At 68.8% G+C, this 17,966-nt stretch carries 22 protein-coding genes; 13 read left to right on the top strand and 9 right to left on the bottom strand.

Annotated features, from left to right (window positions below; translation table 11 throughout):
- The first annotated feature begins 57 nt into the window (after nt 1-57).
- Entirely contained in the window at nt 58-612 is a 555-nt protein-coding gene (locus P6281_RS00700) for a hypothetical protein (RefSeq protein WP_009956871.1), read from the top strand.
- 60 nt (nt 613-672) lie between these two features.
- Nucleotides 673-1,026: a VOC family protein gene (locus P6281_RS00705; RefSeq protein WP_009956869.1), complete on the top strand. Its 354-nt coding sequence runs from the start codon at nt 673-675 to the stop codon at nt 1,024-1,026.
- 5 nt (nt 1,027-1,031) lie between these two features.
- On the opposite strand, the gene P6281_RS00710 is transcribed toward P6281_RS00705, so the two are convergent.
- Both P6281_RS00710 and P6281_RS00715 read right to left on the bottom strand, forming a co-directional pair.
- Nucleotides 1,032-1,298 carry a YdeI/OmpD-associated family protein gene (locus tag P6281_RS00710; protein ID WP_014710794.1) on the bottom strand — a complete coding sequence of 89 codons (267 nt, stop codon included), beginning with the start codon at nt 1,296-1,298 and terminating at the stop codon, nt 1,032-1,034.
- On the bottom strand, nt 1,295-2,188 hold the full coding sequence (locus P6281_RS00715) for an SCO6745 family protein (protein WP_014383617.1): 894 nt from the start codon (nt 2,186-2,188) through the stop codon (nt 1,295-1,297). Before P6281_RS00715 ends, P6281_RS00710 begins: the two co-directional genes overlap by 4 nt.
- Before the next feature lie 72 nt (nt 2,189-2,260).
- On the opposite strand from P6281_RS00715, the gene P6281_RS00720 reads away from it, so the two are divergent.
- Nucleotides 2,261-2,980 (top strand): NUDIX hydrolase, encoded by a 720-nt coding sequence (locus P6281_RS00720; protein ID WP_014378818.1) that lies wholly within the window; start codon nt 2,261-2,263, stop codon nt 2,978-2,980.
- Nucleotides 2,981-3,012: 32 nt separating this feature from the next.
- On the opposite strand, the gene P6281_RS00725 is transcribed toward P6281_RS00720, so the two are convergent.
- Nucleotides 3,013-3,768, bottom strand: a complete 756-nt coding sequence (locus P6281_RS00725; RefSeq protein WP_014378819.1) for a haloacid dehalogenase type II — start codon at nt 3,766-3,768, stop codon at nt 3,013-3,015.
- Between the two features lie 119 nt (nt 3,769-3,887).
- On the opposite strand from P6281_RS00725, the gene P6281_RS00730 reads away from it, so the two are divergent.
- Nucleotides 3,888-4,796 (top strand): SAM-dependent methyltransferase, encoded by a 909-nt coding sequence (locus tag P6281_RS00730; protein ID WP_014381601.1) that lies wholly within the window; start codon nt 3,888-3,890, stop codon nt 4,794-4,796.
- Here the strand turns inward: P6281_RS00730 and P6281_RS00735 are convergent.
- Nucleotides 4,756-5,328, bottom strand: coding sequence for a PadR family transcriptional regulator (locus tag P6281_RS00735; RefSeq protein WP_009956861.1), 573 nt, complete (start codon nt 5,326-5,328; stop codon nt 4,756-4,758). The genes P6281_RS00730 and P6281_RS00735 overlap by 41 nt on opposite strands.
- 120 nt (nt 5,329-5,448) lie before the next feature.
- On the opposite strand from P6281_RS00735, the gene P6281_RS00740 reads away from it, so the two are divergent.
- A complete protein-coding gene (locus P6281_RS00740; RefSeq protein ID WP_014378821.1) occupies nt 5,449-5,871 on the top strand; it encodes a nuclear transport factor 2 family protein in 423 nt (140 codons plus the stop codon).
- An 11-nt stretch (nt 5,872-5,882) separates the two neighbouring features.
- The gene (locus tag P6281_RS00745; protein ID WP_014378822.1) at nt 5,883-6,920 is read left to right on the top strand and encodes an LLM class F420-dependent oxidoreductase; all 1,038 of its coding nucleotides are present in this window, start codon (nt 5,883-5,885) and stop codon (nt 6,918-6,920) included.
- 19 nt (nt 6,921-6,939) lie between these two features.
- On the opposite strand, the gene P6281_RS00750 is transcribed toward P6281_RS00745, so the two are convergent.
- Nucleotides 6,940-8,154 (bottom strand): MFS transporter, encoded by a 1,215-nt coding sequence (locus P6281_RS00750; protein ID WP_014378823.1) that lies wholly within the window; start codon nt 8,152-8,154, stop codon nt 6,940-6,942.
- A gap of 178 nt (nt 8,155-8,332) precedes the next feature.
- Between P6281_RS00750 and P6281_RS00755 the strand changes: the two genes are divergently transcribed.
- Nucleotides 8,333-8,611, top strand: a complete 279-nt coding sequence (locus P6281_RS00755; RefSeq protein ID WP_008262877.1) for a hypothetical protein — start codon at nt 8,333-8,335, stop codon at nt 8,609-8,611.
- A gap of 50 nt (nt 8,612-8,661) precedes the next feature.
- Here the strand turns inward: P6281_RS00755 and P6281_RS00760 are convergent, their stop codons facing one another.
- The 4 genes from P6281_RS00760 to P6281_RS00775 form a co-directional block, all read right to left on the bottom strand.
- The gene (locus P6281_RS00760) at nt 8,662-9,609 is read right to left on the bottom strand and encodes an NAD(P)/FAD-dependent oxidoreductase (RefSeq protein ID WP_026071079.1); all 948 of its coding nucleotides are present in this window, start codon (nt 9,607-9,609) and stop codon (nt 8,662-8,664) included.
- Between the two features lie 17 nt (nt 9,610-9,626).
- Nucleotides 9,627-10,844: a GNAT family N-acetyltransferase gene (locus tag P6281_RS00765; RefSeq protein WP_014383619.1), complete on the bottom strand. Its 1,218-nt coding sequence runs from the start codon at nt 10,842-10,844 to the stop codon at nt 9,627-9,629.
- A 68-nt stretch (nt 10,845-10,912) separates the two neighbouring features.
- A complete protein-coding gene (locus P6281_RS00770; RefSeq protein WP_008262881.1) occupies nt 10,913-12,124 on the bottom strand; it encodes an acyl-CoA dehydrogenase family protein in 1,212 nt (403 codons plus the stop codon).
- On the bottom strand, nt 12,121-12,771 hold the full coding sequence (locus tag P6281_RS00775) for a TetR/AcrR family transcriptional regulator (protein WP_014383620.1): 651 nt from the start codon (nt 12,769-12,771) through the stop codon (nt 12,121-12,123). Before P6281_RS00775 ends, P6281_RS00770 begins: the two co-directional genes overlap by 4 nt.
- A gap of 219 nt (nt 12,772-12,990) precedes the next feature.
- On the opposite strand from P6281_RS00775, the gene P6281_RS00780 reads away from it, so the two are divergent.
- From P6281_RS00780 to P6281_RS00805, 6 genes are all read left to right on the top strand, one after another.
- Nucleotides 12,991-14,319: a sensor histidine kinase gene (locus P6281_RS00780; protein ID WP_009956853.1), complete on the top strand. Its 1,329-nt coding sequence runs from the start codon at nt 12,991-12,993 to the stop codon at nt 14,317-14,319.
- A 403-nt stretch (nt 14,320-14,722) separates the two neighbouring features.
- On the top strand, nt 14,723-15,028 hold the full coding sequence (locus P6281_RS00785) for a PE domain-containing protein (protein WP_008262885.1): 306 nt from the start codon (nt 14,723-14,725) through the stop codon (nt 15,026-15,028).
- Between the two features lie 31 nt (nt 15,029-15,059).
- Nucleotides 15,060-16,232: a PPE family protein gene (locus tag P6281_RS00790; RefSeq protein WP_014381602.1), complete on the top strand. Its 1,173-nt coding sequence runs from the start codon at nt 15,060-15,062 to the stop codon at nt 16,230-16,232.
- Between the two features lie 102 nt (nt 16,233-16,334).
- On the top strand, nt 16,335-16,649 hold the full coding sequence (locus tag P6281_RS00795; RefSeq protein WP_008262887.1) for a WXG100 family type VII secretion target: 315 nt from the start codon (nt 16,335-16,337) through the stop codon (nt 16,647-16,649).
- A 51-nt stretch (nt 16,650-16,700) separates the two neighbouring features.
- Nucleotides 16,701-16,988: a WXG100 family type VII secretion target gene (locus P6281_RS00800; RefSeq protein WP_008262888.1), complete on the top strand. Its 288-nt coding sequence runs from the start codon at nt 16,701-16,703 to the stop codon at nt 16,986-16,988.
- A gap of 114 nt (nt 16,989-17,102) precedes the next feature.
- Nucleotides 17,103-17,933: an ESX secretion-associated protein EspG gene (locus P6281_RS00805; RefSeq protein WP_009955255.1), complete on the top strand. Its 831-nt coding sequence runs from the start codon at nt 17,103-17,105 to the stop codon at nt 17,931-17,933.
- The last annotated feature ends 33 nt before the right edge of the window (nt 17,934-17,966 follow it).

The raw sequence follows: 17,966 nt of genomic DNA on the forward strand, positions 1-17,966 counted from the left end.
GGCGCCCGGTTTACCGGCATAGCACGGCGGGTAGTTCCACGGCAACAACCTGATTCGGTGGGTGTCGATGTCCTTCGGCGCAAGCCGCAGGAAGGACGGATCGTGGCCGCCAAACACCGCATGCCGGAGTCGCTGGAGCAAACCCAGACGCCGACCGATCGAGGTCAGCGTCTGTCCGGTGCGGCGAAGGTGTGCGAGATCGTCTGTGCTGCCCTGATATGCGCGGCGTGCCTGACGGCGTTGGTGCTCAACGGGGTTCGCGCCGACAAACGAACCGTGACCGCCGAGGTCAGTCCGCCTTCCGTCTCGCAGCCGGTGAAGCAGGAGGGCACCGTGATCGCCGTGACGGTGGACTCGGTCACCATGCGCAGCCCCGACGGGTACACCCAGACCTATCGCTTCACCCCGGACACCACCGTCATCACCCATCGCGGCAGCCAACCCGCCGTCGCGGCACCGCAATTCACCGTCAACGACCGGGTGGTTGTGGTGGGCACCATCGAAGGTGGCTCGGCGCTGGCAACCGCGGTGGCCTACCGCGGCGCGGGACATGGGGAGGCGCCGCCGATGGATTACCTTGAGGGGCAACCGGTTCCGACCGACGCCGCCTGAGCCGCTCCCCGGGATGCCCGTCCGCCTAGGCTGATAGCGATCCAGCCACACGGAGGCGCCATGACCGAGCACGAAGCAAAGATGATCATCCTGTCCACCGACGACCTGGACGAGTCGATCCGGTTCTACAGCGAGACCCTGGGCATGCCGTTGAAGTTTCGCGACGGGGCGCACTTCGCGGCCCTGGATGCGGGCCCGGTCACGTTGGCGCTGGCAACCGCCGTGGACCATCCCATCCCCGGCCAGGTCGTCGTCGGCATCAAGACCGCGGACGTCGACGCCGCGGCGAAGGCTGTCGAGGCCAGCGGTGGTGGCATCGTCAAGGGCCCCTACGACGACGCCCACGAACGACGCGCCGTGGTCTATGACAACAAGGGCAACGGCCTGGTCTTCTACAAACCGCTGGGACGCTAGGGCGCCTACCTTCCGGTGCGTTCGCGGTGTTTGCAGCCCGGCCAGCAGCACGGCCTGCGTTTGCCTTCCTCCAGCTCCTCCTCGGTGCGGCGGATGCGGCGCGCCCGGGTGGCCTCCTGCTTGGCATCCTCGACCCAGCAGATGAACTCGTTTCGGGCCAGCGGCGTGATGTCGTTCCAGGCGGCCAGGGCCGTGGGGTTGGCGAGCAACGACTCGCGCAGGTCGGCGGGCAGCTTGTGCACCACCCCGCCGGGCACTCGCCGGGCGCTCATCGGTCCACCAAATGTGCGTTGTCATCCTGCAATTCGTCGCGGCGTAACGCCATCGGGGTCGCGGCGGGGATATCGCCGGCGGCGACCACGGCGCGCGTGATGGGGGACAGCGCCCGAAACAGCGTTTCGACCTCGTCGTCGCTGAGCACGTCGAGCACCGACAGGCAAAGGGCGTCGGTGCTCGACTCGATGTGGTCCTTCAGTTCGCGCCCCGCGGCGGTCAGCGTCCCGTCATCGCGTAGCAACCCGCGCTCGGCGAGGCGCTGTTCGTGATGGCGCCATGCCGCCTCGTCGTAATCGCGGGTGCGGGCGATGTAGTCGCGCGCGACGTTGCCCGCCGCGGCGTGTAAGACGTTGGATTCACGTCCGGAGATGCCCGCCGCCGCCAGCACCGCCACGTGCCCGTCACCGCGCTGTTCGCGCAGCAGCGTCGTGGCGTGCCACAGCGCGGCCAGGGGATCGTCGGGCCAGGGCAGGGCCAGATTAGCGGCGAACAGCGGGCGGGCATCGAGCGGCGCGTGGCGTGCCGCCTTCCCGGCGAGTTCGGCTGCCACGCGGACGTTTTCGTCCGACCCGAGGCCGTAGCGGCGCAGCGCCGCCACCGCGGACTCCTGGCGCGCCCGCAATGCGGCCTCCGGACCCGCGATCTCCCACGCCGCCGGCAACGCCTTGGCAACCCGTTCGGGCGCGAAGTTGTAGAAGACCGAGGTCACGACCTCCCGCGGCACCATGCCCAGCGGCGCGGAGCGGGCCGCGAAATAGCCCATCCAGAAACCCCGGTAACCCAACGCGTCCAACGCCGCCCGGGCCTCGGGCGCGAAATACGTCACCGCGTGCACCGGCTCGTAGCGATCGAAGAAGCGTCGGGCCAACTCGGGTTGTCGTCGCATGCTGGCAGTTAACCACCGGTGACGGGTGGGGACCAAGCACGCGGCCCGGACGACCCCGCCTAGGCTCGAGCGGTGACCATCCCCTATGACCAGGTACTACACGAGCGGATCCGGAGCAATCTCGCCGGCCACGAGCGTCGAAGCGTGGCCGATCCGGCCAAGCGGCACGCCGCCGTGGCGGTGGTGCTCGTCGACTCCGATGTCGGGGAGGACCGGGTGGATCCGGCGCCGGTGGACGACTGGAACGTCGATCGAGGGCTGCCCGCGGCCGGCCTCGACGGGCGCATGGTCGACGTGTCGGGCGGGGCGGCTTTCCTGCTGTGCCGCAGGGCTTCTCGACTCACTTCGCACGCCGCGCAGTGGGCGTTACCCGGTGGCCGCCTCGACCCGGGCGAGACCGCCGTCGAGGCCGCGCTGCGGGAATTGCGCGAGGAGGTCGGCATCGAACTCCCCGAGGCGACCGTGCTGGGACTGCTCGACGATTACCCGACCCGGTCCGGATATGTCATTACGCCGGTGGTGATTTGGGGAGGCGGCCGCCTGGATCCGCGCCCATCGCCCGACGAGGTCGTCGCGGTGTACCGGGTGGGCCTGCACCAACTGCAACGTGACGATTCGCCGCGATTCATCGCCATCCCGGAGAGCCCGCGACCGGTTGTCCAGATTCCGTTGGGGGGCGACCTGATCCACGCGCCCACCGGGGCGGTGCTCCTGCAGCTGCGGTGGCTGGGACTGGAAGGCCGCCACGACCCGGTCGACGGGCTGGAACAACCCGTTTTCGCCTGGAAGTAGCTTTCGCGCAACCTCTTCGAAAGTCGGGGCACTCAAGGTCGGCCCTGCGCACCGAACAGTGAGCCCGCCAGTTCGACCAGTGAGGTGCCTGAGACGTCCCAGGGGCCCGGGGGCGCGGGGGCGGGCACCGGGTCCGGCCCGTACTCCTGCGGGCGCGCGACGAAACCGGTCGCCAGGCCGCTATCGCGGGCCGCCTCGAGGTCGGCGGTGTGCGCCGCCACCAGCATCACCTCACCGGGCTCCAGGCCCAGCAATCGCGCGGGAGTCTGGTAGGCCCGCGGGTCGGGCTTGTAGGCCTGACTGACGTCGGAACCCAGGACCACATCCCAGGGCAGGCCCGCGTACTTCGCCATCTCGACCAGCAGCCCGGTGTTGCCGTTGGACAAGGGCCCGACGATGACGTGCCGCTTCATGACCGCGATGCCGTCGACGCTGTCCGGCCACGGTGGCAGCCAGCGCCACGACCGGGCGAGTGCCTGCACCTCGTCGCAGGGCAGCGCGTCGGCACTGACGCCGAACTTCGCGAGCGATGCGACGAGGTTCTCTCGATGCAGAACGTCCAGCGACACGAATTCCCGTCGGCCCGAGCGAATCTCGGACATGGAGGGCAGGTATCGACTGCGCCACTCCAGCGCGAACGCGTCGGGGTCGACGTCGATGTGTTGGCGCTGCGCGAAACGCCGTACCGAGGCGGCGATCCCCGAGCGCCAGTCGACGACCGTTCCGAACGTATCGAACAGAACTGCACGCACTACCCGACCGGTCGACGGTGAGCGGTAGTCGGTCATGCCTCAGGCTAACGCTGCGCTCGTCACCTGCGATGCGCCCGGCGGTGCACGGCGTACGCTATCGTTAGCTGTGCGAACGAATCTTTGACTTCCCGATTGATGACCGAAGGGAGGCCGTTGTGGCCCGAAGCGCCGGCGATACCTGGGATATCGTGACGAGCGTCGGCTTCACCGCCTTGGCGGTGTGTGCGGCGCGGGCCCTCGACGCGGGTCTGCAGCCGCCGTTGGCGAACGACGACTTCGCCGCCGGCTTCGTCGCCGCCGCCGGTGAACCGAATCTGATTGCGGCCGTGGACAACGCCGACATGAGCAGTGCCGCGGCCTTCAACGCGCAGTGGGTAGGGGTGCGGACGCGATTCTTCGACGAGTTTTTCGCTGATGCCACCCGATCGGGGACGCGCCAGGCGGTCATCTTGGCGGCCGGATTGGATTCGCGGGCGTACCGGCTGGACTGGCCCGCGGGCCACACGGTTTACGAAGTGGATCAGCCTCGGGTGCTCGCGTTCAAGCAACAGGTCCTCGACCGGCAGGGCGCCGTGCCCTCGACGAGGCGCATCACCGTCGCCACGGATTTACGGGATGACTGGGCCGGCGCGCTGATCGCGGCCGGCTTCGACCCCGACCGGCCGACGGCGTGGGCGCTCGAGGGACTGCTGCCGTATTTGCCCGGGCCGGCCCAGGATGCGCTGTTCGAAAGGCTGCACGAGTTGTCGGCGACCGGTAGCCATATTGCCGCCGAACTCGGTCCCGCCCCGGGCGAAGTGCGCGAATTCGCCGACAATGTCCCCACGATCAGCCAAGACACCGGTCAGCCTCCGGTGGCCGAGCTGTGGTACGACGATGCGCGCATCGACACCAAAGAGTTTCTGGCCCAGCGGCATTGGCGTGTCACGGCCGTGAACCTGGTCGACAAGGCGGCCACCGAGTATGGTCGGCCCTTCCACGAATTGCCGGCGGTCTTCGACCGGTTGATGCGCACCAAGTTCTTCACCGCGGTCCGCGAATCGCCGACAGGCGTCGTTCGATGACAGCCAGGGCTTGCTCGGCCCATCGAATGTTCTCCTCCTCGAACGAGATTCCGCGGACCAACGTCAGGTAGGGGCCGACCCGGTCGGTGTGGGCCAGGTACTCCTTCTCGGTGCGACCGTCCATCATGCGCGCCCGCAACCGTTCGTAGCGTTGCAGTTTGGCCCGCGCCCATTGCATCCGCTCGAGGATGGACTCGCGCACAGCCGGCATGTCGCCGGCGTCGGCGGCCTGGACCTTGACCAACAGCTCGTCGCGGATCACCGAGGGTTTCGGCGCCTTCGCGGTGAACTGCCGGATCGCCTCGCGCCCGGCCTCGGTCAGCGAGAACATCCGCTTGTTGGGCCGCCGTTCTTGACGCACGACCCGTGCCCGGATGAGGCCCTGCTCGGCCAGTCGATCCAGTTCGCGATACAGCTGCTGCGGGGTGGCCGGCCAGAAGTTCGCGACCGAGGCGTCGAAACCCTTGGCCAGGTCGTATCCCGACGACTCGCCCTCGAGGAGGGCCGCCAACACCGCGTCACGCAGCGACACCGGCCGATCGTACAGCGATGCGACTAGTCAACAAAGTGACCAACCGCACCCTGGACAATTCCCGACGGCGGCCTTAGCGTCGACCTCATTACTCAACAAGTTGACTATGCGAGGTCGCTGATGCACCCGTTCCGCACGGCCGTCGAAGAGCGCGATGAACAGGCCATCCAGGCGATGCTGGCCGACACGGTGGTGTTCACCAGCCCGGTGGCGTTCAAGCCGTATGTCGGCAAGCCGATCACCGCGGCCATCCTGCGCGGTGTGTTGCGCGTCTTCGAGGACTTCCGCTACATCCGGGAGATTCACGACGCAGGCGGCCGCGACCACGCCTTCGTTTTCGAGACCGGGATCGTCGGGGCGCCCGGGTTGAAGATCACCGGCTGCGACTTCTTGCATTTCGACGACGACGGGCTGATCGACGACTTCGTGGTGATGGTGCGGCCGCTGTCGGGCGCGACGGCATTGTCGGAGGCGATGGGCGCCCAGTTCGACCGCATCCAGCGGGAGGCGCTGGAGTTGGCCAATCAATCCGGCACCGCGTAGAAGTAGGGACCATGCGGATTGGTTTGAGCGTCAATTATGCGGGCGGTTTCAAGGACGTGGCCGCCGAAGTGGCCGACCTGGAACGCGCCGGGTTGGATATTGTTTTTGTCCCCGAGGCGTATTCGTTCGACGCGGTGAGCGCGCTCGGCTACCTGGCGGCAAGCACACAGCGGGTCGGGCTGGCGTCGGGCATCCTGCAGCTCTACACCCGCACGCCCACCCTGACCGCGATGACCGCGGCGGGCCTGGATTACGTCTCCGACGGCCGGTTCACCCTCGGCCTGGGCGCGTCCGGCCCGCAGGTCATCGAGGGCTTCCACGGTGTGCCCTACGACGCCCCGATCGGCCGGACGCGTGAAGTCATCGACATCTGCCGCCAGGTGTGGCGGCGCGAGACCGTGCGCCACCAGGGCAAGCACTACACGATCCCGCTGCCGCCCGACCGGGGGACCGGGCTGGGTAAGCCCCTCAAGCTCATCAATTCCCCAGTGCGTGAACGCATCCCGATACTGGTAGCCGCGCTGGGGCCGAAGAACGTCGAACTGGCGGCCGAGATCGCCGAGGGTTGGCAACCGATCTTCTACCTGCCCGAAAAGGCGCAGGACGTCTGGGGGGAGGCGCTGGCCACCGGGCGGGCCAAGCGGGACCCCGCGCTGGGCGAGCTCGACGTCTACGCCGGACCCGTCCTGGCCATCGGCGAAAACGTCGAGCCGCTAAGGGAATTCGTCAAACCGCACCTGGCGCTCTACATCGGCGGGATGGGCGCCAAGGGCAAGAACTTCTACCACACCCTGGCCACCAAGTACGGGTACGGCCCGCAGGCCGACCGGATCCAGGAGCTCTACCTTGCCGGCGACAAGGACGGCGCCGCCAAGGTGGTGCCCGACGATCTGGTGCGCGACGTCAACCTGATCGGCTCCCGAGCGTTCGTCAAGGAACGTCTGGCGGCCTACCGCGAGGCGGGGGTAACCACGCTGAACGTGGCGCCCATCGCGTCGACCACGGCCGAGCGGATCAAGCTCATCGAAACGCTGCGCGAACTGGTGTGACGGCCGCTGTGGAGCCAAATCAGTTCTGGCGGTGACTATCTCGTCGTAGCCGCATCGCCCTGCCGACCGCGCTCACCGACGCCAGCGCCGCCATGGCCGACAGGATCGCCGCCGAGACGCCAGGCTCGGCGGTCGCCAACAACAGTGGCAGCGCGAAGCCGATGTACGTGACGACGTAGAACACCCCGGTCAGAGCGCCCCGCAGGTGTTGCGGCGCCGCGGCCTCCAGATCGATCAAGCCCTCCCGCAGGCACAGGCCCGAAGCGCAGCCCAGGATCAACAACAGCGGTATCCCGACCGCGGGCGTCAGGGCCGGTGGCGTCGTCGCGGCCACCACGTAGCCGACCGCGGCCAAAGCCGCGCCGGCGGTCCCGGTCTGTGGCCCCCACCGGCGCGTGCGGGCCAGGACCTGAACGACACCGCTGACCCCGTTGACGATCAGGGTGGCCGTGCCCGCCGCGATCGGGGCCGCCAGCGCGGTGTGCAACCGCGTGGGGATGGTGACGAAACCCAGTGTCGCCGAGGCGTATACCCACGGTGCGAGCGGCATGGCCCAACTCAGGGCCCGCGACACTCCCTGTGCCGCCGGTCCCGTCGGGCCCGCGTCGGGGGGCGGCGCCGGCCGGGCCACGTGTGCGCCGGGTGTGGCCGCGACGGCGACGGCAAGCGATGCCAGCACGACGATCGCGGCGGCGACGGCGAACGACACCTGGATGCCGGACTGCCCGGCCCACGCGAATCCCCCGCCGGCGAACGGCCCGATGGCGAAGCCGGCGGTGAGTACCGCGCCGGCGGTCGCGGCGCCGGCCGGGCCCCTCAGGTCGGACGCCCACGCGGTGCCGGAGCTGATGGCAAGGCCCACACCGACCCCGACGACGAGGCGGCCCACCAGCAGCGCGCCGGTGTGCTGGGACAGCAGCATCGCCACCGTCCCCGCCACGGTGGCGGCCGCGCCCGCCAGCGCCATTGGCCGCCGGCCCAACGCGTCCGACGCGCGGCCGCCGATCAGCAACCCGGGGAGCAGCCCGAGCGCGTAGATGCCGAAGATGCCATCGAGGGTCGCGGTGCTGAGGTGTTCGCGGCCGCTGATCACCGGCATCAACGCGACGAAGTGGTTGGCGACCCATCCCGTCGCCAGCAGCAACGCCAGCACGCTGACGAACAGGGCCCGGGTGGCGGCCCGGCCGTTACGCGCTCGGCGGTTGCGGCCGCTGCGCACGCTCGACGAGATCACTGGTCTTCTCCCCCTCCAACGCGCGGCCGACGATCGTAGAACGCGACGCCACCCGGGTGGTTATTCCCGTGGACGTGATCGCGCCGCCGCTGCGGGCGCGGACTTCGCGGTGTGAAGGGGTTTGAAATCAGCGGATTTGGTGTACTGATACCACTACTCGCACCCAGGAAGGCACACGATGAAGTACATTGCGGCAGCCACGATCGCGATCTCCGTCTTGTTGTCCAGCGCGTGTTCGGCCTCACAGGTCATCAACACCGGCGGCGACACAAAGTGCAAAGACTTCACCACGCAGGACGAGAAGAAGCAGAACGACGAAGTCAGCAAGATGCTCAAGGACAAGAGCGGCGCAGACCCGAGCAACGTCGAGATCTCGGCGACGCGGCTCTCGGTGACGACGTACTGCCAGACGCTCGGAAAGCCGGACACGAAGATCTCCGAGGCGCCGCACGGCTGACGCACTCGGTCGGTGACGTGGGTTACGTTGCCGCCCTTGCGGTTTAGCGCCTAGTCCAGGAGCAACTGCGCGGGCACCTCGTCGTCCAGCACGGCCCGCGCCAGCAGTTCACCGAGCAGCGGCCCGAATTTCATGAGATTGCTACCGACGAACGCCAGCACGCGCCCACGCTGCGCCACCGTCCAGCCGTCGCCGCCCGGATCGAGCCACGGGGCGCGGACACTGACGCAGTCCACCTGGTCCACCGGCGAAAGTGCTGGGAACAGCGTGCGCACGGTCGCGGGGTCCGCCACCTCCTGGCCGAACGCCCACCGGCCGGTACTGCCGAGCGGCAATCCGTAGCCCTCGGGCGCGGACAGGCACGGCGCGCCGACCGCGTCCGCGCCGCGGTAGGTGAAGCGGGTGTGCGGAACGAAGTCAACCCCGAGCGGACCGAACAGGTCTGGGGTGTGCGCACCCGCACAGATCAGCACGCGGTCGCCGCGCAGCACGGTGCCGTCGGCGAGCGTCGTCGCGCCGTCGTCTGCCACCGACAGCACGTGTGCGTTGCGGATGGCGACGCGGCGCGCCAACGCGCTCAGGGCGCGGCGGATGCGCAGGCTGCCGCCGAGGGGATCGAAAACTCCTGTCTCCCAAGGCACGACCGCGAACGGAATCCGTGCCGCGATTTCGGAACGCCCGAGCCGGGAGAACTGCGCGCCGGCGGAGCTCATGGCCGCCGCGACGTCGTCGCAGACGCCGGCGGCGATGAAGCCCTCGGAGCCCAGCAGTCGCCCCGCGCCGAACTCGGATTCCCACCGTTGCCAGCCCGTTCGCGCCGTCAGCGCCAACCGGCACAGCGCCGGGCGCCGATGCGCGACCCGGAATATCCGCGCCAGCCCGGCGGATTGCTCCCCGAATGGCCGCCCGCGCTCCAGCACGACGACGTCGTGGCCGCGCCGCGAAAGCTCGTAGGCCGCCGCGAGGCCACATATTCCCGCGCCGATGACGACGATCATCCGCATCACCCCCGCCCTCAGAAGTAAAACCCGGCGTGGGGCGCCTCGGGCACGGCGAACAATCGATCGGCCGCCGTTAGCGCTTCGGGATCGTCGGCACGGGCCAGCCCGGCCACGGCGAGATCGCGCCACGTGGTGCCGCCCAACAGGACGGCGCCCAGCCCCTCGACGTCGACGGTGACGTCGGGTTGCCGGTCGGTGACCGTGACGCCGTCGGCCGCGATGGCGAACCGTGCCGAATTGGCCGGCAGCGCAGGGTCATTGACCGCGATGGTGACGGCACCGTCGCCACCGTAGCCGCGGGCGGACAGCGCCGCCGCCACATCGATGATGCGCAGCCAGGTTTCGTCGTGCACGGCGGTGACCCGCACGGCGCGCCGGTCGGCAACCAGCCAGGGCAGCGGATCGTCGAGCGGCAGCATCCAAAACAGCACGCGGTCAACAAGATCCAGTCCGAGCAGAAAGCGCAGCAACCCCAGATAGGCCTCGGCCGTGGGCCCGAAGAAATCCTCCACCACGATGGTGCGCTGGTCGCTGACGAACCACCGCTCGGTGTCGATCGGGCGGTATCGGACGAAGCCGGATTCGGATCCCGGCTCGCCGTGCACGGCGACATACGCGGCCCCCGGGTCGGATTCGGCGCGCAGCCGCACGCCCTGCCACCACGACTGTGGGCGGTCGATGGTGCCCGGGCGGGCGGGACGGTTCTCGGCATAGATGCGCGGCAGCAACTCCCACGCCTGCGCGGTGTCGAGCAGGCGCACCCGACCGCCGGTCCCGACGTCGCGCCGCAGCCCCGCCCGCGCGGTGTGGACCTCGACGGATTGCGACGAGCTCGCGACGCCGTAGCCGTAGCGCCCATAGATCGTCGCCTCCGAGGCCCGCAGCGTCGCCACCACCTCACCGCGTGCGGCGAAGTCGCGCAGCTGGTGACGGATCAGCTCGGTGGCGATGCCTCGCCGGGTGAACGACGGCAGCACCCCGATATGGGTGACGGCGGCGTGACCCACGATCACGGGGCCGGGCAGCGTCAACCGGCTCGTCACGGCATCGGCGGTGCCGACGAGTTGACCGTCGGCGAATGCCCCCACGGTCCGGCCCGGCTCGAGCAGCGTCGTGATCTGGCCGGGGGCGAGCCCCGTAAGCGGCGGAAACCCGACCATGGCCGTGCGAAACACGTTCGCGGCGGCGATCAGATCGTCCTCGCTGTCGAGCACCCGGATCTCGGTAGCCATCCCGCCATCATGTCGCGTTCCCCGGCCGGCGCGGGCCGCGGGCCGCGCGACGCGTCAAGCGGCGATCGTCACCGGATAGGCAAACCCGTCAGCGCCCGGGAGACCACCAGGCGCTGGATCTCGCTGGTGCCCTCGAAGATCGTGAAGATCTTCGCGTCGCGGTGCATCCGCTCGACGGGGTAGTCGCGGGTGTACCCGTTGCCGCCCAGGATCTGGATCGCCTCGTCGGTGACATAGACCGCGGTTTCGCTGGCCACCAGCTTGGCCATCGACCCCTCCGCGGAGTCGAAGGATTGGTTGTTGCGGGCCATCCATCCCGCGCGCCACACCAGCAGGCGGGCGGCGTCGATGCGGCACTTCATGTCCGCCAGTTTGAAGGCCACCGCCTGAAATTCGCCGATCTTGCGGCCGAATTGCTCACGCTGGCAGGCATAGTCGAGCGCGTACTCGTAGGCGGCCCGGGCCACGCCGACGGCCATCGCGCCGACGGTGGGCCGGGTGCGCTCGAAGGTCTTCATCGCGGCCTGCCCGCGCGCGGAGGCCCCGGACTTGACGCGGGCGATGCGCGCCTCGAACTTCTCCCGGCCCCCGAGGATGTGGTCCTCGGGCAGCCGGACGTCGTCGAGCACCACCTCGGCGGTGTGGGAGGCGCGGATCCCGTGCTTTTTGAATTTCTGGCCCTGCGCCAGGCCCTTGACGCCCGCCGGGATGACGAACGTCGCCTGGCCGCGCGTGCCGAGCTCTGGGTAGACCGACGCCACCACGATGTGCACGTTGGCGATGCCGCCGTTGGTCGCCCACGTCTTGGTGCCGTTGAGGACCCACTCGGAGGTCGCCTCGTCGTAGCGCGCGCGGGTGCGGATGGCGCCGACGTCGGAACCCGCGTCGGGCTCCGACGAGCAGAACGCGCCCAGCTTGGGTTCGTCGGCGGTGCCGAACATCTCGGGCAGCCAGCGGCCCAGCTGTTCGGGGGTTCCGTTGCCCGCCAGCGCCGCCGCGGCGAGTCCCGTCCCCATGATGGACAGCGCGATACCCGCGTCGCCCCAGAACAATTCCTCGAACACCGTCAGCATGCCCAGGCCCGTCGGCTCGGCCGCCTGCTGGGCGAACAGGTCGGGGGAGTACAGCCCCACCTTCGCGGCCTCCTGGATCACCGGCCACGGTGTTTCCTCGCGCTCGTCCCATTCCGCGGCGGCGGGCCGCACGACGTCGGCCGCGAATTTGTGCACCCAGTCGCGGACTTCGATCACGTCATCGGACAGTTGTAGTGAAAACGTCACTGCTGGTCTCCTGAATTGTTGGTGTTCAAAGGGTTTCGGGGATTCGCGTGCTGGGCCAGGACGCTGACGGTCTGGTTGACCCACGCCTCGAAATACCGTTCTTCGTCGGTGTTGCCGGGCAGGCGGCCGGTGAGCGCTTGCAGGGTCGCGGCGTAGGACAGCGAGCCGATCGCGACCGCCGCGGCCGCTTCGGGGTCGGGAATGCTGGTGCGCCCGGAGCGATTCGACGCGGCCAGTTCGTCGGCGAAGCGTTGGTAGGCGTTGTCGGTGATGACCTGCCACGTCTTCTCGTCGAGATCGCCGAGCTCGTCGGGCTCGCGCAGCATGACCTTGAGCAGATCCTCGCTGTGTTTGAGGTTGCTCCAGATCAGCTGCCCGGCGGTGCGCACCGCGTGCTCGACGCTGCCCGGTTGTCCCGCGTCGTACTGCTCGCGGGCCGCCACGATGCTGTCGATCCGGTGCGCGACCGCGGCCTCGAGCAACTCGCGTTTGGAACCGAAGTGCTTGTAGAGCGCGCCCGAGCCGGGCGCCAGGCCCGATTCGCGCTGGATGTCGGCCACCGACGTGGCCGCGTACCCCTTCGCGGCGAACAGGCGTAACGCCGCGGAAAGCAGGCGGTCACGTCCGCGGCCGGGCCCGGTGAGCATGGTGAGAGAGTACTCACTCACCATGCGGGCGAGCAAACGGCGTCCGGTCCCCGGCCGGCGGCGGGCACGGGTGCGGCGCGGTTGACGGTAAATTCTTGCGAAACGCCATCGCGCTTGAACGTGCCGAACCCCCGCGGCTGTGAGGGTTGTACTCAGGCTGGTCGTCACGAACCCACAAAGGAGCCCGACATCCGCGTCTTCCCGCGTGTACAGCTGCCGATGCGGGTGCTGTCGCTGCGCACCATCCTCATCGTCGCCGCCATCTCGGTGATGACGCTGGTCGTCCTGCTGGGCACCTGGGTGTGGGTGGGCGTCACCAACGACCAGTACAGCCAGCTCGATCGCCGGCTCGATTCGGTCAGCAGCCTGGGCGACATCAGCAGCCTGCTCAACACCGCGCCGCCCGCCACCCCCGATCGGCACATGCCGGACGGCAACCTGGTGCGCACCGCGCGCATCGGCGGGGTGACCGTGTCGGCGCCCAGCAGCATCGTGTTGCCCCAACTGCCCGACGGCTACGCCAACACGACCATCAACGGGGTGCAGTACCGCGTTCGCACCTTCACCGCGGGTCCCGCCTCGATAGCGTTGGCCGCGCCGCTGGCCGAGGCCCAGCATCGGATCAACGAACTGCACCTGCGGGTGTTGCTGATCTGCGCCAGCGTCATCGGCGGCACGGTCGTGGTGGGCTGGGTGATCTCGTTGATCATGGTCAATCCCTTCCTGCTGCTGGCCCAGCAGGCCCGTGCGATCAACGCCCAGTCCAGCCCGGACGAGGTCCAGGTGCGCGGCGTGCGCGAGGCGGTGGAGATCGCCGAGGCGGTGGAGGGGATGCTGGCCCGCATCGGCAAGGAACAGCAGCGCACCAAGGCGGCGCTCGAGTCGGCGCGCGACTTCGCGGCGGTCGCCTCCCACGAGCTGCGCACGCCGTTGACGGCCATGCGCACCAATCTCGAGGTGTTGTCCACCCTGGACCTGCCGCCCGAGCAGCGGCACGAGGTCATCGGCGACGTCATCCGCACCCAGAGCCGCATCGAAGGGACGCTCACGGCGCTGGAGCGGCTGGCGCAGGGCGAACTGACCACCGTCGACGATTTCGTCCCCTTCGACATCACCGAGCTGCTGGACCGCGCCGCGCACGACGCGCTGCGCAGCTACCCCGCCGTCGAGGTCTCCCTGGTGCCCTCGCCGACGGTGCTGATGGTCGGGCTGCCCACCGGCCTGCGGCTGGTGATCGACAACGCGATCGCCAACGCCGTCAAGCACGGCAACGCCGGCAAGATCCAGCTGACCGTCAGCAGTTCCGGCGAGGGCGTGGAGATCGCGATCGACGACGACGGCACCGGCGTCCCGGAATCCGAACGTGCCACGGTGTTCGAGCGCTTCGCCCGCGGATCGACGGCCTCACGTTCGGGATCGGGGCTGGGCCTGGCGCTGGTCGCCCAGCAGGCCGAATTGCACGGCGGCACAGCGGCATTGCAGACCAGCCCACTCGGTGGCACCCGACTTCTGTTGCGGCTCGCCGGCGACGGGCGTGGCCCGGCCTAGCCGCCTGCCTGGACCGACGGAGCCGTTCTTAACGCGCCGCGAAATGTTTACTCCGATAACCTCGACAGCCGGCGCGCACTCACCCGCCCGCCATTTCCCGCAAATATCCCCGACACCATTACGCCGCCGTTCGGAACCTGCCATTCGGCATCAAACTCGACGCCCCGGCGAGAAAAGACGGGGATTTTGTGACTGCCGAGTCTCGAGTGGCGATTGAGGTTTATTAACGACTCTTTGTGGGAAATCACCAGTTTCGCGCTTGGGACCAGCCTGAATTACCGAAATCAGGGGCCACGCATCCGGCCGATTGGCAGTGAATACAAGATCAACCAATCCGCACTACACTAAGGCCCCAAGAAGGCCCCGAGCACGTGGCTTTGGCGTTGAGGGTTCGGAGGGAATCATGGTTGTTTCGGTGCAGTCGGAGGCGGTGCTGGCGTCTGCAGCCGCCGAGTCGGCGATCAGCGCGGAGACCGAGGCCGCGGCCTCGGCGGCGTCGCCGGTCCTGCTGGGAGTGCTGCCGATGGGCGGCGACCCCGACTCGGCGATGTTCGCGGCGGCGCTGAACGCGTGCGGCGCGAGCTACCTGGGCGTGGTTTCCGAGCACGCCGCCCAACGCGGCTTGTTCTCCGGCACGCAGACCCTCGCCTCGGGGACCTATGTGGTCACCGAGCTCATGCGCAGCCTGACGCTGGCTATTGGCGCTTAGTCGCTAGCAACGTTTAAAGGGGGAGGTGCGCATGGCCGATCCTGGGTGGGCTGCGCGTACGCCTGAGGAAAACGACCTGCTGCTCAAGGCCGGCGCGGGCGTCGTCACTCATCTGGCCAACCAGGCAGCCTGGACCGCGCTGGCGGCCACCCATCACGGCTCCAGCATCGCCTCGACGATCAACACCGTCGCGACGTCGGCCAGCTGGACCGGCGCCGGTTCGTTGGCCTCGGCGGCCAACGCCACCGCGCTCAACGCGTCGCTGCACGGGCTCGCCGGCTGGGTCGACGTGAAGCCGGCGGTGGTTTCGACGGCGGTCTCGGCGTATCAGATGGCGTACGGCTCGATGCGGCCCGCGCCCGAATGCATCGAAAACCGCACCGAGACCGCCACCGACTACGGCATCAACCCGCTGGTGCTCGGCGCCCTCACCCCACGGATCACGTCGCTGGAGCTCGAGTACTTCGGGTCGATGTGGCCGAACAACTCCGCGGTCGGGGCCAGCTACGGATCGATCCTCACGGCCTTGTCCTCGAGCCTGACCATTCCGCCGCCGATCGCGACCATGGGCGCCTCGCCGGCGGCGCCGGCGCAGGCCGCGGCGGCGGTGGGGGAGTCCGCGGCGCAAATGGGCGCGGGCGACGGCATGCGCGCCGCCATGCAGGGCGCCCAGACCGGTACGCAGGGCGCGGGGCAGGCGACCTCGGGCGCCCAGGACTTCATGGGTCAGGCCGGCACGTTCATGCAGCCCGTGCAGCAGATGATGGGGGCGGCCCCGCAGATGATGCAGGCTCCCATGCAGGCGATGCAGGCCCCGATGCAGATGATGCAGCCGCTGATGGGCATGTTCGCCAATCCCGGCGCCATGGGCATGGGCGGGGCGACGCCCGCGGTTTCCGCGGTCTCGGCCACCGGGCTTTCGGCGGCGGAGGCCGGCGGGGGCGCGTCCCTGGGCAGTGCGGGCGTCCCCGCGAGCACTTTCACCCGTCCGGTCAGCGCATTCGAGCCCGCCACCAGTGGCCGGCCGGTGGGGTTGCGCCCGGCCGGTGCGTTGGGCGCCGAGGCCATGCGACCGCAGACCACGACGACGGGCGGCGCCCCGATGGGCGGCATGCCCGTGGGGCATGCGGCGGGAGGCGACCGCGGATCCCGTGACAAAGCCGAACAGCCGGCGACCGTGCGGGTTGTCGACGCCAGAGTCTGAAGCACACCCCCTGGTGAAAGGTGAATCGACAGGTCCGAATAGCCGCCATACACTTCGCTTCATGCCCTTACGGGGGGCGGCCAACCGCAGAAGGAGAATTCCGTGACAATCAAGGTGACCCCGCAAATGCTTCGCGATACTTCAAACGCGATTCAGGCAAACATGGAACATGCGATCGGGATCGGTCAGGGATACGTCGCAAATCAGGAAAATGTGATGAACCCGGCCACCTGGTCCGGTGACGCGGTCGCCGCGTCGCACGCGACGGCCATCGAGGTTCAAAACGACTTGAACAAAGTGTTGACCGGCGGCACCCGCCTGGCCGAGGGCCTCACGAAGGCGGCGGCACTGATGGAAGGCCACGAGGCGGATTCCTCGCACGCCTTTACCGCCCTATTCGGCGGCCACGGCTCCTGACCCGCCCACCCATTCGTCAATTCATAAAGGTCTTTTGAAAGGAAATTCACCATGTCCGACCCGATCACTTACAACCCGGGTGCCGTAGCCGACTTCGCCACCGACGTCGCCTCCCGCGCCGGCCAGTTGCAGTCCATTTTCGACGACACCTCCAACCGGACGCACGCGCTGCAGGAATTCTTCGCCGGCCACGGCGCGTCGGGCTTCTTCGAGGCGCAGGCGCAGATGCTGTCGGGGTTGCAGGGCCTCATCGACACCATCCGCCAGCACGGCCAGACGACCTCGCACGTGCTCGACAGCGCGCTCAGCACCGACCAGCACATCGCCGGCCTGTTCTGAGCCCGCTCGACCACCGGGACCAGCGAAGGTGGGGCAGAGCGCCGAGCGTATGTGCCCCACCTTCGGTCTCTGCTACGCCGATTCGAGGGAGTCGCTGATTAGGGGCGGGGCGACATGCTGACGACGACGGTCGATGGCCTATGGGTGTTGCAGGCGATCACCGGTGTCGAGCAAACATGCCCTGAGCTGGGGTTGCGGCCGATGCTGCCGCGGCTGGACACCCCCGAACGCGCGCTGGGCCACCCCGCGGCCGCCGACCTGATAGCCGCCGGCGCACTCGATGAGGCCGGCAACGTCGACCCGATGATCCGCGAATGGCTCACCGTCCTGCTGCGGCGCGACCTGGGTCTGGTCGTGATGATGGGCGTGCCGGGTCGCGAGCCCACGCGCGCGTCGATCAACCGCTTCGCGACCTGGTGGGTGGTCTTGGAGCGGCACGGTGAGATGGTGCGTCTGTACCCGGCCGGCACGGCCAGCAACGAATCCTCGGCCAGCGAGCTCGTGGTGGGTCAGATCGAGCGGCTGTGCGGCGTGGCCGAGGCGGCGCCGCTGCGGCCGATCACCCTGGACACCGAGCAATTGCTGAACTCGGTGCGCGACACCGCCAGCCTGCGCGCATTCCTGCTCGAACAGCGCCTCGACGCCGACCAGCTGCAGGTGGTTCTCACCGCCGCCGATCCCGCGCGCTCGGCGCACGCGAACATCGTCGCGCTGCAGGCGGGCGTCGGGCCCGACGAACTGGCGCGCGTGGCCGTCGGCGATGCGACGGTGTCGATCGTCGACACCCCCGGGGGCCGCGTGTGCATCGAAAGCGTCATCTCGGGGCAGCGCCGGTACCAGATTCTTTCGCCCGGCTCGCGCAGCGACATCGGCGGAGCGGTGCAACGGCTCATCCGCCGGCTGCCCGCCGGCGACGAGTGGCACTCGTATCGGCGGGTGGTGTGACGGTGTTATCGGATGCCGAAGTAACTTAGTTAA

The sequence above is a fragment of the Mycobacterium sp. 5-140-3-2 genome, from assembly GCF_035666375.1.
GTDB lineage: Bacteria > Actinomycetota > Actinomycetes > Mycobacteriales > Mycobacteriaceae > Mycobacterium > Mycobacterium intracellulare.